Origin of the sequence: Streptococcus sp. KHUD_015 (assembly GCF_051106265.1) — a bacterium.
Taxonomy (GTDB): domain Bacteria; phylum Bacillota; class Bacilli; order Lactobacillales; family Streptococcaceae; genus Streptococcus.
Map to the genome: position 1 here is coordinate 1,030,304 of NZ_CP193665.1, position 17,551 is coordinate 1,047,854.

Sequence of the window (17,551 nt, forward strand, 5' to 3'; positions counted from 1 at the left end):
CTACTACCTCATGTATTTGTTACGAAAATCTTCACTAAGAGGACTTGTTTTTTCTACCTCTTTAATTAATTCCTGAATACAAGTTAACAAAATAGAAACATGTTCTTGAGTAACCTGATGATTTATTTTAGCAATTATTAATATTTCATGAACATCACGGCTAATTTGTTCCAACTTTTGTTTTTTCCAAAGGTTGAACCATTTTTCCATCTGTTTTTGTCCATCAGACAATAGTAAGCTTTTACGGAGAAAATCAGAAAAATTATCCTCTCCTTTCTCTCTCATTAAATCTAGTATTTGTTTTTCCTCCGTTTCTGTTAAGCGAAATTGTTTCCGAATACTACGTATATCTCTTTTCATATGGCTTTTCCTCCTTCATAGATACTTGTACTGACAATGTAAGCTTACAGACACTGTCAGTACGTTTTTCAAAATAGATTCAACATTTTTGTAAGGCTTTGCGAGCTCAGATATTGTGTCCACAATATCCCAAAAATCATATCGCCAACCGACCAAAACATTCCAGTTTTGACAGCCAACGATAAGATAACTTGGTGGCTTCGCCCCCAAACCCCCATTGAAAAATCTTAACTAGATTTCTACATGCTTAGAAAAGTATAGCAGAGGATAATTGGAGAAGTTATCACATGAAAAAAGAGAGCAAAAGCTCTCATAACAATCTACTTAAACACTACAGAGTAGTTAAAAATTAGTAACTAATATTTTATATAATAAGAATCTTTCCCTGTCTTATTTTTTATGACAATACCTTTTTTATCAAATGTACCTACCACGTTTTTTTGGTTATCTAGTATCTGCATTGTAACTTCATTCAATTTATATATTGCTCCGTCTACAAAAACTGTATCACCATAAATTTGTAGTCCGATCGACTGAATTGCGATACCACAGTCTATTTTACTGTAATAACCTCTAAAACTATTATGAAAATGTGGCTAAAAAAACCAAGCACCTAATAAAACAAATATAATTACCGTTAAAGGAAAAAGTAATACAGCATGATCAGGCTTATTTAGTAGTCTAAAACCATCTACTTTTTTCATATTAGAAAGCTTTTTTAAGATATCCGACTTATAACTAACATAATAATTGTCTTCTACTTTAAAAATTTCTTCAGTAATGGGTTTAATTCTTATCTTTTTCTTTTCGTTTGAGATTAATATATTATTTTTAGATAAATAATAGCACCTTTCTTTATTGTTAAAAAATAAACCCTTGTAGCCACTATAAAAATCTGAATTATCAATTATCCATTCTTTTTTTGTGTAGCTTACTCTATTATAGATACCATTATATTCAACATTACCACTTTTTCTTTCAATTTTCATTATCAAAAACTTAGCTATTTTATTGATAATGAAGTCACTATATTCAAAATAAGGAATAAGAAGATACAAAATAAGAAACACTTTTATTAAGGTGATTATAACATTAGTTGTAGAAAAATAACTTATATTCTGTAAATCATCGTGTTTATCAAATATATAATTGAATAAATAATTAAAACCATTTTTATATATTACCTTCTCAGATACGATTAGTGCAATATAAAAGAAAGGAACAAAAATATAAATTTTATATTTTAATTTTAAAAATTCTTTTTCAAAATTGGAGTTTATATCTTGTTGAGTTCCGAACAAATTTTCTAAAAAATTATTTGATAATATTTTTTTTATATCTTCACTTATAAATTGAGGAACTATACTTATCAAAATGAGAGATACAAAGGTCCAACTTAACAAAGATTTTTCTATTCCTACTAAAGAAAAAGTAAACAAAGGAATTGTAATATAGATCAAAAGATACACAGGGGGCATCCTAGCTATATCGAATAAAATCTTCGATAGAATAAGACACATTACTACTAATAATGGAAAACTATAAGCTGAAATTCCCATACCAGGTATAATTAACTCCCCAAATAAACTTTGTAACATTGTTTGGAAAAAAATTCCCATAAAAATATACTTAGTACTTGTAAGTAGCGAACTTAAAAAATATTTCCAAAATGTTGGAGAATATTTCTTATTTAACTGATCATATATCGAAATAAAATAATATTTCATGTCTCCACGATTTATTATATAATATATAAAAGAAATTATTATATAACCTACCATTACAAGCCACTGCCACAAGACTTGTGGAATATTTCTGATAAACCAAATAAAAATTGGAATCTCCAAAACAAGTGATAGAACATACTGACACATCATTGGTCTTTTTATAAATAAATTTTTAGCTATTCGCATATTATCTCCTAATCCGATATTTTCCTTACATCATCTTCCTATATTTTTCTAAATCGGATTGATTTACAAAATATAGATTCCCTCTCGTACGAGTACACGCAACATAAAATTTACTTTTGGTTTGTGAAGAAAGTTCATTCAAATGATTGGCTGCGAATAATTTATATGTTGTTGGATTTAATACTATACAAACATTTTCATATTCAGAGCCTTTACTATCACCCCAATTCTGACTTTTACAATCATATTCATAAGATTTTTGATAAAAAAGTTTCATAACGTTATCATTTGTCATTATTGATTCTATTTTATCCTTTGAATCTATGAGAATAATTTCGGCAGGAAGCTTTTCTTCTCTCTGTGATAAAATTTCAATAGCTAAATTATCAACAATAAAGTCACAGACTATTTTTGGACAACGATAACTTTTTGACAAACTCGATAAATCAATTTCATATCCTGAATCAGAAAGAACTTTTAACCAATTCTCAAAACTCGAATGGATCCCTTTTCCTTTATTAGCTCGCCTTGAAGTACTAAAGGTTTTTTGATAAAAATCTCCAAATAAAAATACTTCTGCATTAAGATTACTTAAACTTAAAAGCCAATCAAAATCATCTGACTCAAAATCCTGACACTCATCTACATAAATACAATCAAAAAATTTATCAATTCTATCCAAATATGAATTATCAAATCCAATCTCTTTCCTCTTATAAATTAATGAACCCCTTAATAGAGATTTAGAAAGTTGATTCTGAACAATTCTTCCAGTATTATCTATAGTAGTGTTATCAAATTTCCATTGAGGTTCATAATCAAAATTTATTCCTTTTGGTCGTTTCCCTAAATATGGCACTAAGCAAAAACTATATAGAAACTCAAAAACACCAAAAATAAAAGTAGACTCAGGGATGAAGCCAAATTTGTCAATCAACTTTTCTCTGATTGTATTCTGGTTCGTCTCTGTATACGTAAGTATAAGATTTCTTTTTTGAGGATTAATACTTTCAATTATTTTAGTTGTTTTGCCACTTCCAGCAACGGCATGAATTAATCTTTTATTATCCATTCAATCGCCTCTTTAATGTAATCAGGTATAATAAATTCGTCACTTCTATGATCAGTTTCCATTTTTTCTAGTAATCGCAATGCAAATTCAGCCTTCTCCCTAAGCATATATCCTAATAAATCTTTAGATTTAGTTAAACCAAAAGAATCTAACAAATCCTTGTTATTATTATAAATACATAATTCAAATGTTCGATTAGCATTATCTAAATCAGAGGAAACTTTTATATTCTGGAATTGTTGATAAGAACTATATTTTGACTGTACTTTACTTTCATAATCACCATCGTTATCCGTTATAACTACTACTTTTTTATCAGTAAAGTTGGTTGCAATTTCTAAATACCTCTCAAAACTTAATCCATCTACAGAAATAATTGATACATTAAATTCTTCAGGCTTTTTGGAGTGGAGTATTTCGAAAAACTTCTCTACTAAAATATACTCAGCATTCCCCTCAACAAGAATTATCTTCTTACCTAGAGAGAAGTTCAATAAATTTTGATTAGTAGATTTTTTGAAAAATCTTACAGTATCTTTTTTCAAACCTTTAAGTTTAGATATCTGACCATTATCTAAAAAAAGAAGATTGTCTACACCTAATCTTGAAGCAATCATATTTGAATGAGTCCCAATAAAAACTTGAACACCTGTTTTTGAACTTAGCATTCTAACTAATTTTTGGAGGTTTTGGAAGCTCAAATGATTCTCAGGTTCCTCAATAAGTAGTATTTTAACCGTTTCCTTGAGATGACTGTATGCATTTTCAACACCTAATAATACTTTTTCTCCTTGCCCTAAATTTTTTATATCTACACCATTTTTTACAGCTGATACTGAATTTCTAAATGAATTTTCTGATTCGTCAAAATGAAGTTGGAATTCTGAAGCATTCTCCTTCAACAGTTCATCCTTCCTTAAAGTCTTTAAAAAATTAAATGAATTTATCCTGTATTGATGATTAACTTTTGCTCTATTTTCAGCTGATATATTTTCTAAATACACCTCATGGATGCGTTTTTGAATTTCTTGTTGTGTATCAATAAGACTGGTATTTATTATCGAATGTAGAAACTTATACGGTTTATTATACGAGGAGTAGGGTTTCCCTGAAAATGTCAAAAATTCAACTCTATAGAACTCAAATGGAAAGACTGTCCAGTTACTATCATTTAAGACAGAAGTAATTTCAGATATATAATCTTGATCGGGAATTATTTTTAATGAAAGTCCAAAAGCTTTGATTTTTTGAGAGTTATGCTTTCCTTCAATATTGAAGTTAGAGGAAATTTCAGTACACAATTCATCAAAATAAATTTCGACAAAGGCCTCAGGAAGCTGATTGATATCCTTTGTTCCCATAAAATCTAAAATCGCTTCTTGATTAATGATACTAGCCAAACTACTTCTCTCAATCTGACTATGACTTCCACTCAGCACTAATCCAACAGCATACAATAACGTCGACTTTCCTGCACCATTCTCTCCAACGAAAATATTAACTTCTGAGTTACAAATAAAATCTACTCTTTTATAACGTTTAAAATTTTGTAAAATTATCCTAGAAATCATACATATCTCCTAACATTGATTAACATAACATGCTCAATAAAATTATATCACACTAGTGATAAATTGTACTTAATCACTACCTTTAATAACTCATAACTCCTTAAATATATCTCTTCCTTACATCTTGAAAAATTTTTGACATAATTGTTGCATAATAAAGTAACTGGAGTTTTATCTTATGTTTTCTAGTATTCGTCTTAAAGAACGTAGAATACTCAAACTGAACTCTCCAACCTATTAAAAATCAATAGAGCTTCATACAACAAGTGGGAAATGGGGAAATCCAATCCAAATCAAAAAAATCTTTCTACTCTTGCAAGAACACCTGATGTTCCAACAACCTATTTTGAATCAGGATACAAGATTATGCCCCCTATATTCAGCTCTCTTCAAAAAATTAAGATAAGGTTGATGAGTACGCAGAGGAATTACTTCAAACACAACGATCACATGATAAGGTTGTGACACGTTTTCCTGTAGAAGTGTTCTATGATGTTTCTCTTTCTATTGGTCTTGGAGAATCTCTCTTTGATGAATAGTGGGTGCTGCGCTCGAAAACCATCACCCTCAATAATGATTATATTGCCCTGAAACTCTTTGAGCTTGATACAATGGATAGTTTGCTTTCTAGTTCGCTAAGAAAGAAAACTACTGGATTTTGTCTCATTTTCTTTCACTTTGTTCAAGCCTTATTGCTCTTGACTCGTCACTTGCCTCTCAAAGAGGCTTTAGTATTACTTACCACTATCCCTAAAGGGATCCTCATATTCTTTTACACTTAATTTATCTAGTGCTATATCATGCTTTTCCTATTCTTGGATATATTTCTTAATTGTGGCTTCATTAAGTCCTACTGTACTTACATAATAACCTTCCGCCCAGAAATGCCGATTCCCAAACTTGTACTTGAGATTGGCGTGTTTGTCAAACATCATGAGTGCACTTTTTCCTTTTAAATAACTCATGAAACTCGAAACGCTTATCCTTGGTGGAATACTTACTAACATATGTACATGATCTGGCATTAAGTGATCCTCGATAATTTCAACTCCTTTATAACTACACAAGCGATGAAATATTTCGCCTAAACTACTTCGATATTGATTATAGATTACTTTTCGTCTATACTTAGGGGTGAACACAATGTGATATTTACACATCCACTTTGTGTGTGATAAACTATGTGCCTTTTGTGCCATATTTTTCTCCTTTCGCTTTACAATTGGCTTGAACACCTTTATTGTATTGCGTTTGGAGTTTTTTGGTATAACATTCGACGCGCACTCGCATAGCGGGTGGTTTATTTGTCTCGCACCTAGCGGAGCGAGACGGACTAAAAGTCACATAATAAAATAAATTGAGAAATCTATTTCCTACTTAGGTAAATTTCTCAATTTATTTACTTATTTTTATTTTGAAAATTTGGTAAAAAGATTATCTACATTGTTTCTCATAAATATCTAATGTGATCTATTTCCAGTAGGTTACTATACTCTTATGATCTTATACTTCATTTTTAGTATTTAAATGACTACTTATTATAAAAATTCCAGTAATAAATAAGGCGATTCCTAAACGAACAAAGTTAATCGATTGTTCTTCTCCTGTTTGGGGTAAATTTTTTACTTCCGATTCTATTTTTTTAAAATTAGTTGATGCTATAAAATCTGATTTATATTCATTAAATTTACTGTAAAGTAGTTCAGGATTCTCCTGATTTTTAACACCAACCACACTATCTTTAGAATTATCCTCTATATTTTCAATAGTCTTTCCAAAAGTATCTTGTGATTTAACTAAAATCTTTTTCTGTAAATTTTCGTCAGAGAGTGGAATATCTTTAGGGATTTGATTTGCAATTGTTTTAATCTTGACTGTATCCTCTTTAATATCCATAGTTTGCATTGAATTCTCTGGATTTATAATATTTTTATTATCATTTTCAAATTCTCTTTTCGGCTTCTCATCAGTTTTTCCAAAATAGAGATAATCGTAAAGTTGTTGTGCAGTTATTCCTCCACCAACCCAACCAGAAATAGTTTTACCATTTTTAAAATAAATAATTGTTGGCGTTCCAGGAATACCGATTGTTTTAAAAATGAACTCTTTAGCAGAATCATCAAAATCCTCACCATCTATATCGTAATATTCTAACTTTTTATCAATCAGCATATTAAACTCTTTCAATACTCCAGAAAATTCACGACAATGATAACATGTCCCTCTTCCAAAATATAAAGTATGTTCCGAATCTTCTGAAGTGAATATCTGACGAACTTCAGCAATACTAATTTTATTAAAATCAGACACATTTGAAGCGTATTCTTCAGATGTTACTGAGTTCACGTTATCAGTTTCTTTCTTAGTAATTTCCTTCGTCGATTGCTGAACGTTACTTTCATTTTCTCTATCGCTAGACTTTTGTTCAGTTAAAGATTCTCTAGTGTTTTCTGTAACAGCTGGTTCTAAATTTAAGGCTGATGGCACTGTATCAGAAAATTTTGTTTCAGCACTCTCAGCCAAAACAAGATTCGGACTAATGGTAACTAACGCTACGGTACTAACTAATAAAGATTGTAATAAATACTTCTTCATAATGTGGCTCCTTTTTTATTGATAATTTTATTTTACACATTTTAAAACTAAATTTTTAAGCAAATCCTAAAAGGTAGCTATATTATACTGAAATGGTATTTTTCGCTCCACTTCCATTATAGAATCATCCTGACTACTATAGGATTGACTGACTTCTCATGTTTCGTTGTTACTATGCTTTCAGCTATCATCAGAATCTCACCTCAATATATAAGTTGTACATCTTTCCTCATTACTCTCGTGATTTACATATACCTATTTGAACTTTAGAGTTCTGAAATCCCTCATCCACTATACATGACTTACTATCCCTCCCTCTTCCTACTACCTCATGATTAGCCTGCTTACGAGTAACTATTTAACTCACCAGTAGCGGGTGCTCATGGAGAGCTTATACCTCAGATGAGATACTTGATCTGCTCGTCGTACCCAAATAATTAGGCTAGTCAAAAACTCATTTTTAGGAAAAATAATGTGAATCTCACTACAATAAAACGCATAATATCAAGATTGTTCAATGCCTGATAATATGCGTTTTTCTGATTTTAAAGACTTTTCCCAGCCTCTTTGATTATTATGTTGTACAAATTAGTTAAATTAAGATTATGAAATTTAACTAATTTGAAATGATTTTAATATCTTTTATATTCTCTAAAAACATCTCTGTAATACATCATAATACCTATTGTTTCACCATTGTATTCATCATGAATACCTCCTTACATTTATATGAATTGTTTCATCTTGTTAAAAGCTAGATGAGTTTATTATACTCATTTTTCCTTATATCGTTATCCCCAAAGAAATTAATCCTTGAGCTAGATTTTTACTCAATTGTCCATATGCTGCAATTTCTTTATAAAATGTTGCAGTCTTTGGACTCAATGATTTATGACTATGAATACTACTAACAGCTTGTTGGCGAAGAGCTTCTGCCAACTCCATGACAACTCTCTGCTCATTTTTTGTATTCTCTAATCGAGTTTTATAATGTAATAAAATATCTCGTTCGTTTTGACGAATCTCTGGATCTAAAATCAAATTATAAACCTTGTTGAGAATTTCTTCTGTTTTTTTATTCATGAATCATCCTCTATAGCCTCGAAGAAAATAACTGCCTCCTAATGATGATATCCAACCATTAACTATTACATCTTTCGTTGCCTCAAAATTACTCTTAGTGACAATATATCCCCATTCTCCATTTGGATATCGGCAAGAATAACCATTTGCTCCTTCCATAACGAATTTACAAATGCCTTTTCCTCCACCTTTAATAGTAGCAAGGGAATTAGAGTTAATTGTATTAAAATGTTCTGTTGCTTTTGTATCCATGGTAAACACCTCCTTTTGTGTACTAACCCTCAAAGTTAGATTTTTCTGTCTACCCTTGAGAAGCTAGTTCAAGGATAAATATTTTTTGTTTTGTCGAGTTGCAACCTTGACAGCTTCAGTATAGCATAACACAAAAAATTATTACCACAAGATCTTCAAATGTGCGATTTTCATCATGAAATGTTTTTTCTCATAATTTTTAAACCATTCAAGATTAAAAATAAGAATCTGAGAAAAGTTCAAAATATCAGATGTTGAAAAAAATCTATGCCATTCGTTTTATTGTTGGAAGATTTACTTAATTCCCTAAATATGGCTTACTATAACATTCCTGTTCTTTAAGCCACGATTTTACTATTTCTTCCTCCTTGCTACCTCGCTATAGTCAGAATTGGGAATCTTTATTGGGGTCACCGGTAGTGGGGACTCACGTATGACTTACACCTCAAATGAGAGCCACGACCTGTTCGTCGTACTCAAGTCATAAAACTGGATAAAAACTCAGTTTCAAAAGAAAATAAAGTGTAGGTCCCCACAATCATGAACCTCCTTCAAACGGGTGGTTTGTTTGTCTCCCCTCTAACGGAGCGAGACGGACTAATAGTCACATAGTAAAAAGGATTTAATCCTGTTATATACAGAATTAAATCCCTTGAATATAATATTGGGAAAATTTTTTGAATCAATTAATATTAGTCGAAAACATTTCAGTAAACCATTAGGTACTTTTTATTGTTGTACAATTTTATAAAGTTTAGTAAATCACAAATTTTAAGGATACGCAAAATAAATAATTACTATTGTAGAAATTAATATAATTTTGTAATTACCAAAATATTTTAATAGGGCTATGAATTGTTTTTAATAACTCAGTAGAATTTGCTAGGTCTGATATCCTACTAAAATCTTTACGAGCTTGTTCAGATAAAACAATTCCCCCTGGAAATAATTCTCAACTAAAGAGTTCATAAAAATATCTGAAAGATTGAGCAAATGCAACACCGTCTAATTTCTTTTCAGATACTATTTTACTAACTAGACTATAAGCTTGGAAATATTGTTGTTGAGATAAGTTCATTTCTTTAAAGCTAGTTTCAAAGTTTACAATTGCATCTAAACATTGACTTCTAAACTGTTGATTCATATCTATACCCTCTTATTATTATCTAGGTCTGTTCCCACCTGCTCCTGCTATTGCCATAGCCATTTGTGATACAACACCATTTACTACAGATTCAACATTAATTTAACAATTACCAAAGTTCCAATTCGATTGCGTATATCGATAACCATCCCTACAAATAATGTTATCTGAAATATATCTAAATGGTGCATACCATCCATATGGAATACCTCCTAGTACTTGATAATTTTATTGTGTCAAAAAAATACAAATATTATAAAATTTAAAAATCTGAAATGATTTGAATATTTTTTATACTCTCTAAAAATACCTCTGTAATACATAGTAATACCTAATATAGCAATAAACTTATGAATAATAGTATTTGATTCGAATAAAATTTTTAGGACTAAAACTGTCATTATAAAACTAATTACGCATATCAAATAACGATTCATTTGAACCTCAACTTTCTATACCGTAGAAAGAAGATCCAGTTCCTTCACAAAAGGCTATGATAGCTTCACCAAGTTCTATTATACAAATCCCAAAAAGTCTTGAAAACGTCCAGAATGATTATAATCTGATTCCCCAAAATATGATCTAGACACAATTACTTAATATCATTCTGCATTACTAGTTTAATTTGATACAGTGCAAATCGAAAAATTATTAGCAATAATAAAAAGCCATTTCCAAAAAATAAGAAATACATTGCTAAATCACTCTTTAAATAGTATAGAAACCAAATAAGCATCCAAAGTATGCTCATTTTTATAAAGATATTACTTACTATCCATTCAATCTTTAGCAAGAGATGATTAACTACATTCATTATAACATTCTCCATATTTCCACCCTCATCATATCTATAGCTCAATCACTTTACATCTACGTCTCAAAATAATTTATTATTATATACTGTAAGTAAAACGCTAACACTGTACTGGCCCCCAAAGTTAGACAGAAAAATCTAACTTTTGGGGGCCAGTACACACATTCAAATATTAAATTTGGTAGCATTTTATTTTGAAGACAAAATATCAATCAATTCTAATCAATGCAAAACAAATATTCTTCCCGCACAAGAATTCTATTTATGAACCGAATACATAACCCCAAAATCCACCATAGATTGCTCCACCAACAGCGCATGCTGCAATGACATACGGACCAGCAGGAGCACAAGACATCGCCGCTTCTACAGCACCTGCCGCCCCCGCAAGAACAGCCTCTCCCTCACGTTGTCCTCCACCTAAAACACAGGACAATTCTTCATTTTTTAACTCCATAAAGTGAATATTTAATTTATTCATACGTAACCTCATTTCTTTTTTGAAATATGTAATTCGATATTATTTGAGCTAATAATGTATACTACCGTGAATAATACTACAAATATATGAGTATAAAATAATACAGAAGACGAATTATAGCCATCTATAACAACAAAGATAATTGATAATAGTAACAGAAAAAAAGTAGGTACTGAAATCTTTTTAATAAATTGCTTGTATCGATTAAAGCATAGTTCAGAACTAATGTTTCCTCTCTTCTTATTATGCGTTAATAAGTGAATCAGCAACTCAAAAAACACACTACCTACAGAAAAAACTAAAACTTCGCTTATTGTAACATTTAGAACTATTCCAAGCGCACCTATTATAAAAAAGGACGTAAAAAGAGCTAAAATTAGTCTAAATTCCCCACTTTCCATAAACTAACCTCTTTTCTACAAAGATCTAGCGATACCCCATATAGCTGTGCAATATTGTGCTCCTAAAATACCTCCAGCCCAAGTTCCAGCTCCTGGTGCAACCAAACTACCAATCGCTGCTCCTGCTAATGTGCAAATTCCTGCCGCCTTAGCAACTTCACCTGCACTAACTGTTCCTCCCTCAATGCTAGCCAGCATTTCAGTATCCAAAACATCAAATTGAGTCGTTGTTTTTGTTTCCATGAGGAATACCTCCGTATTAATATTAATTATTTTTGTCGGATTGCAATCTTGACAAGTTTAGTATACCAGAGAAAACACGAGTTTTACCGTAAAGTCTTTAAATGTACGATTTTCATCACGAAACGTATTTTTTTCATAATTTGTAACCATTCATGATTAAAAATATGCCGTTAAAAAATGGTGTTAACTAATTTTCAAAACCAAAAACACCATTCAAGATATTATATGAGCCATTTAAGATTTGAACAATTTTTCTACCTATTTTTTGTCATAATAGTCTTGTAAATAAAAAGAAAGGATTTGACAAATGACATCTTACAAACGGACCTTTATCCCTCAAATAGACGCTAGGGACTGTGGAGTTGCCGCTTTGGCGTCTATTGCCAAGTTTTATGGTTCTGACTATTCCTTAGCTCATTTGCGAGAACTAGCTAAAACAAATAAAGAAGGAACGACCGCTCTTGGTATCGTCAAAGCAGCCAAAGAAATGAGTTTTGAAACAAGAGCCATTCAAGCGGATATGAGCCTCTTTGAAATGGAAGACATACCTTATCCTTTTATCGTTCATGTTAATAAAGAGGGTAAACTACAACACTACTACGTTGTCTATAAAAATATAAAAGACCATCTTATCATTGGTGATCCTGACCCTACTGTCAAAGTAACAAAAATGACCAAGGATAGATTTGCTTCTGAATGGACAGGTGTAGCTATCTTTCTGGCTCCAGCTCCCAGCTATAAACCTCATAAGGATAAAAAAAATGGATTGATGAGCTTTCTCCCCTTAATTTTCAGGCAACGCTCACTTATTTTTTATATCGTGTTAGCTAGTCTCTTGGTGACCCTTATCAATATCGGTGGCTCTTACTACCTTCAAGGAATTTTAGATGAATACATCCCTAATCAGATGAAATCAACCCTAGGTATTATCTCCATTGGCCTGATTATCACCTATATCCTGCAACAGATTATGAGTTTCTCACGAGATTACCTCTTAACCGTACTTAGTCAACGATTAAGTATTGATGTTATTCTTTCTTACATTCGCCACATTTTTGAACTCCCCATGTCTTTCTTTGCGACACGGCGAACTGGTGAGGTCATCTCTCGTTTTACAGATGCCAATTCAATCATTGACGCTCTAGCTTCGACGATTTTGTCACTCTTCCTTGATGTCTCTATCTTGATCATTATTGGTAGTGTACTCTTGGTACAAAACACTAACCTCTTCCTTCTCTCACTGATTTCAGTTCCTATTTACATCATCATTATTTTTGCTTTTATGAAGCCCTTTGAGAAGATGAATAATGATGTCATGCAGAGCAATTCCATGGTAAGCTCTGCTATTATTGAAGATATCAATGGTGTAGAAACTATCAAATCCCTAACTAGTGAAGAAACTCGATACCAGAAGATTGATAGCGAGTTTGTGGATTATTTGGACAAATCTTTTAAACTTAGTAAATATTCTATCCTACAAAGTAGCCTTAAACAGGGAGCTCAACTCATACTGAATATTGTTATTTTGTGGTTTGGTGCTCAAATAGTTATGACAGGTAAAATTTCCATTGGACAATTGATTACGTTTAACACACTCTTATCTTACTTTACTAATCCCTTGGAAAATATCATTAACCTCCAAACAAAACTTCAGTCTGCAAAGGTAGCCAACAATCGTCTTAATGAAGTTTACTTAGTCGAATCTGAGTTCAAAAACACTCAGACCTTAACCGATTCACAGTTTCTGGCTGGTGATATTTGTTTTGAAGATATTTCATATAAATATGGTTTTGGACGCGACACCCTAAATAACATAAATCTAACTATCAAACAAGGTGATAAGGTCAGTATAGTGGGAATTAGCGGATCAGGGAAAACGACCTTGGCTAAAATGATTGTCAACTTCTTTGAACCTTACAAGGGACGAATCACTATTAACAACAATGATCTCAAAATGATTGATAAAAAGGTTCTTCGACAACACATCAACTACCTACCTCAACAAGCTTATATTTTTAGTGGATCAATCTTAGAAAACCTGACCTTGGGAGCTAATCAAATGATTAGTCAAGAAGATATTATCAAAGCCTGTGAGATAGCAGAAATTCGCCAAGACATCGAACAAATGCCTATGGGATACCAAACAGAACTATCAGATGGAGCTGGATTATCAGGTGGTCAAAAACAACGGATTGCTTTGGCTAGAGCCTTACTGACTAAAGCTCATGTTCTTATTCTTGATGAAGCAACCAGCGGACTTGATGTTTTAACTGAAAAAAAGGTTATTGAAAATTTGATGGCCATGACTGACAAGACCATCATCTTTGTTGCCCATCGTCTTAGTATATCTGAACGAACTAATCAAGTCATTGTCCTTAACCAAGGGAAAGTTATAGAGACTGGTTCTCATCAAGAATTGATGACCAAACAAGGTTTCTATCATTATCTATTTAGCAAATAAGGAGACTTATCATGAACCCAAAGCTATTTAAAAGTGCAGAATTTTATCAGCGCCGCTACCATAATTTTGCGACACTCTTAATTGTCCCATTAGTCCTATTACTAAGTTTCTTGATTATCTTCTCTCTATTTGCCCAAAAAGAAGTCACCGTCACATCGAGAGGAGAGATTACACCAACTCAAGTCATCGCTTCAATTCAATCAACTAGCAATAACACCATAACAACTAATAATCTGTCCAATAACCAATCGGTCAAAAAAGATGACGTCGTTATCAAATACGCTGAAACAATGGAGAAATCCCAAAAACAAGCTCTTGAAAAACAGCTAGCTACCCTAAATAGGCAAAAAACTGGAATCGAGACTCTCAAAGCAAGTCTGTCACAAGGAAATAACCTCTTTACAGGAGAAGATGAGTTCGGTTATATTAATACCTTTAACAACTTTATTAGCCAATCTCAAGATATAGAGTTAGGCATCTCTAAAACCAATGCAGAGGTTAATAATCAACTAGCTTTAGCAGGAAATACCGCCACTGCTATAGAGAAACAAATCAATAATATCTACAAACAAATAACAGAGTATGAGGAACTTAGTCAAGCTATCACTAATAAAAGTTCGAGTTTGTCGGCTAGCAATCCACACAAAGCTACTTTAAATTCCTACTTAGTCCAATCCCAGCAACAATCTCAGCAAGGATTAGATGAGCAATATCTTTCTCAAATTAATCAGAGTATCTCAAGTCTAAAATCCTCTATCGCTAGTCTTAATATTCAACGAGCAGGTACAGGAAGTGTTGCGACTTACGATAGTAGTTTAGGAACCAAAGTAGAAGTCCTACGAACCCAATTTCTACAATCGGCATCTCAACAGCTGACAACTGTTGAAACACAAATCACAGAGCTTACAGCTCAACTTGGGCAAGTAAATGTTAACTTTGAACACAACACTATTAAAGCCCCAGGTACAGGAATCATTCATTTAAATAGTGAATTTGATGGAAAAACTCTAATTCCAAACGGTAGTGAAATTGCCCAAATTTACCCCAATATTCAAGAAACTAAAGAGGTACTTATCACTTACTATGTCACTTCTGAGTATGTCCCTTTACTTAAAGAAGAACAGGTCGCACGTCTTAAACTAGAAAAAATCGGAAATCAAAGTATCACAATAATTGGGAAAATCCATTCTATTGATAGAACAGCAACAAAAACTGAACAAGGAAATCTTTTTAAAGTGACTGCACTAGCCCAACTACCAGATAAAGACAGTAACATCATACAATATGGTTTACAAGGCCAAGTAACGAGTATCATTGATAAAAAAACTTACTTCGATTACTATAAAGATAAAATCCTCAATCACTTATAGATAACACTTTATGACTATATAGATACCTTTGGGGATATTTAAAAATTATTTTAAATATTTTATTTATAATTAGAGTATAAAACTAAGGAGGTCTAAATAATGGACAAAAAACAAATATCTCTAAAAAAATTTCCAACAATAACTTCTGAAGATCTGTTAAAGATTTATGGAGGAAACCTCTGGAAGGATTTTGATGATCTTATACTTAGGATAAACAGAAACTCCCGATTTTTTAACTAGTCAAACCTTTTATTATAGACAAAAAACATTATACACAATTGACTATTTTTCAACTCGTGAGAACTAGTTGGAATCTCTAAAGTGAAGCTGGACAGAACCACTTCTAACTATCAAAAAACGAGCATTTCCGTAGTTGGAAATACTCGTTTTCTTATATCATACTTGATCATTTAAATAACAAAAAATAATTAGAAAGCCATAACAAGTGGTCACTCATTTAAAGTTCTATTTCCAAGATTTGTGTAAAGACATAATTTTTACTTGTGGTTTTCAAACATACATTTGGATAAGATTTTAAAATTCTCCGAACATTGGCCAATCCTATACCCCGACCTTCTCCTTTTGAAGAATTGTCACGCTTGAATATATCTCTCAATTCTATCTCTCTTTCTAAAGTAGAATTTTTTACAATCATGACTAATTTATTCCATTCTGTATCTTCAAGGAAACAAACTGCTATTCCTCCTTCTGCTGCGGACTCTATAGCATTATCTAACAAGATAGAAGTAATTGTTAAGAAGTCTATTTGTTCCATATTTTTTATATAGAACTGTTCACCAATCTCCAGAGAAACTGGAACAGACAAGTTTTGGGCCTCCGATAACTTAGATAATAGTAAACTCTTTAGCGCCAAATCATTGATATTTCTTAGATGTGCTACATCAAAACGCTTGCCTTTTAATTTTTCACCAGAATTTTTCAAAACACTATCATAAACTTGAGAAACCAGATTAATATCTTTTTGATCTATACCTATTTTTAAGCTGGACAAAATATTAGCATAATCATGTCTAAAGCTTCTAATTTCTTGATACAGCCCCTCAACTTGTTGACTATAATTACTAAGATTTTGCAATTGAATTTCTTTTTGTAGAACGACTTTCTCCTGTAGTTCTTGAAGTAATCTTCTATCCAAGAGATTAACAAAACAAATAAACAATAAAAAGTAAACTGCTGTCCATAATTCTTTATAATCCAACATTCTATCCCAACTTACTTTATCACTGTAGTTTATATAAGATGGTAAGATAAAATAGGCTAGCATTAAAATATCCGCAGTAATTAAAATAAATTTTGTCTTTCTATCCAAGTTCTTTATTTTTAAATGACTAAAATTATATCGAAAGAGACTAATAAGAAAAAACACAATAATTTCAGCTAATAAAGAGAAAATCATTGTTCCTAGATTAGTTTCATATAGTCTATGCAACATTGGAATCTTAGAAATTATAAAGTAACCTAAAAAATTTCTGATGACATCCCAAAATCCAAGTGGAAATAATGAGTAAAAAAGTAATAAAGAGACCTTACTTCTTAATTTACTAATAGACAAAGTATATAGGATAAAAAAAGTAGGATAAATCAATAATGACCCAAGAAAGTAAAATTCAGTTGATTTAAATAAAACAATAAATAGGAATGATAAAAGATGGAACAGAATAATGGACATTACTACTTTTTTTAGATTTAATTTCTCACCTACAACCTTAGTATGGATACATAACAATAGAAAAACACCTATAATATTTAGAAAAAATATCATCTAAATCT

At 31.5% G+C, this 17,551-nt stretch carries 14 protein-coding genes and 1 pseudogene; 3 read left to right on the forward strand and 12 right to left on the reverse strand.

What is annotated here, in order from left to right:
• Positions 1-3: 3 nt before the first annotated feature.
• The 4 genes from ACORHU_RS04755 to ACORHU_RS04770 all read right to left on the reverse strand — a co-directional run bounded on the left by ACORHU_RS04755 (position 4) and on the right by ACORHU_RS04770 (position 4,916).
• Positions 4-360 (reverse strand): SAG1252 family conjugative relaxosome accessory protein, encoded by a 357-nt coding sequence (locus ACORHU_RS04755; protein ID WP_049534623.1) that lies wholly within the window; start codon positions 358-360, stop codon positions 4-6.
• A 596-nt stretch (positions 361-956) separates the two neighbouring features.
• A complete protein-coding gene (locus ACORHU_RS04760; protein WP_434365113.1) occupies positions 957-2,273 on the reverse strand; it encodes a hypothetical protein in 1,317 nt (438 codons plus the stop codon).
• Between the two features lie 25 nt (positions 2,274-2,298).
• On the reverse strand, positions 2,299-3,345 hold the full coding sequence (locus ACORHU_RS04765; protein ID WP_000369179.1) for an RNA helicase: 1,047 nt from the start codon (positions 3,343-3,345) through the stop codon (positions 2,299-2,301).
• Positions 3,327-4,916 (reverse strand): ATP-dependent nuclease, encoded by a 1,590-nt coding sequence (locus ACORHU_RS04770; protein WP_000625578.1) that lies wholly within the window; start codon positions 4,914-4,916, stop codon positions 3,327-3,329. The genes ACORHU_RS04765 and ACORHU_RS04770 overlap by 19 nt, the downstream gene beginning before the upstream one ends.
• A gap of 273 nt (positions 4,917-5,189) precedes the next feature.
• Between ACORHU_RS04770 and ACORHU_RS04775 the strand changes: the two genes are divergently transcribed.
• The gene (locus ACORHU_RS04775) at positions 5,190-5,381 is read left to right on the forward strand and encodes a hypothetical protein (protein WP_232610028.1); all 192 of its coding nucleotides are present in this window, start codon (positions 5,190-5,192) and stop codon (positions 5,379-5,381) included.
• A 269-nt stretch (positions 5,382-5,650) separates the two neighbouring features.
• On the opposite strand, the pseudogene tnpA reads toward ACORHU_RS04775, so the two are convergent.
• The 7 genes and pseudogenes from tnpA to ACORHU_RS04810 all read right to left on the reverse strand — a co-directional run bounded on the left by tnpA (position 5,651) and on the right by ACORHU_RS04810 (position 11,929).
• Positions 5,651-6,115, reverse strand: a pseudogene (gene tnpA, locus ACORHU_RS04780) (IS200/IS605 family transposase).
• 304 nt (positions 6,116-6,419) lie between these two features.
• Positions 6,420-7,511 carry a thioredoxin domain-containing protein gene (locus ACORHU_RS04785; protein ID WP_000760410.1) on the reverse strand — a complete coding sequence of 364 codons (1,092 nt, stop codon included), beginning with the start codon at positions 7,509-7,511 and terminating at the stop codon, positions 6,420-6,422.
• A 783-nt stretch (positions 7,512-8,294) separates the two neighbouring features.
• Positions 8,295-8,594, reverse strand: coding sequence for a bacteriocin immunity protein (locus ACORHU_RS04790; RefSeq protein WP_001036521.1), 300 nt, complete (start codon positions 8,592-8,594; stop codon positions 8,295-8,297).
• Between the two features lie 3 nt (positions 8,595-8,597).
• Positions 8,598-8,846, reverse strand: coding sequence for a garvicin Q family class II bacteriocin (locus tag ACORHU_RS04795; RefSeq protein ID WP_000379813.1), 249 nt, complete (start codon positions 8,844-8,846; stop codon positions 8,598-8,600).
• A gap of 952 nt (positions 8,847-9,798) precedes the next feature.
• Complete coding sequence (locus ACORHU_RS04800) at positions 9,799-9,990, reverse strand: hypothetical protein (protein ID WP_001075731.1); 192 nt, start codon at positions 9,988-9,990, stop codon at positions 9,799-9,801.
• 1,076 nt (positions 9,991-11,066) lie between these two features.
• A complete protein-coding gene (locus ACORHU_RS04805) occupies positions 11,067-11,285 on the reverse strand; it encodes a Blp family class II bacteriocin (protein ID WP_001037937.1) in 219 nt (72 codons plus the stop codon).
• Between the two features lie 416 nt (positions 11,286-11,701).
• Positions 11,702-11,929: a bacteriocin class II family protein gene (locus ACORHU_RS04810; RefSeq protein ID WP_000448738.1), complete on the reverse strand. Its 228-nt coding sequence runs from the start codon at positions 11,927-11,929 to the stop codon at positions 11,702-11,704.
• Between the two features lie 307 nt (positions 11,930-12,236).
• On the opposite strand from ACORHU_RS04810, the gene ACORHU_RS04815 reads away from it, so the two are divergent.
• Positions 12,237-14,390, forward strand: a complete 2,154-nt coding sequence (locus ACORHU_RS04815; RefSeq protein WP_000205147.1) for a peptide cleavage/export ABC transporter — start codon at positions 12,237-12,239, stop codon at positions 14,388-14,390.
• An 11-nt stretch (positions 14,391-14,401) separates the two neighbouring features.
• On the forward strand, positions 14,402-15,760 hold the full coding sequence (locus ACORHU_RS04820; RefSeq protein WP_001068415.1) for a bacteriocin secretion accessory protein: 1,359 nt from the start codon (positions 14,402-14,404) through the stop codon (positions 15,758-15,760).
• Positions 15,761-16,217: 457 nt separating this feature from the next.
• Here ACORHU_RS04820 and ACORHU_RS04825 read toward each other — a convergent pair whose 3' ends face one another.
• Positions 16,218-17,543: a GHKL domain-containing protein gene (locus ACORHU_RS04825; RefSeq protein WP_000575876.1), complete on the reverse strand. Its 1,326-nt coding sequence runs from the start codon at positions 17,541-17,543 to the stop codon at positions 16,218-16,220.
• Positions 17,544-17,551: the final 8 nt, after the last annotated feature.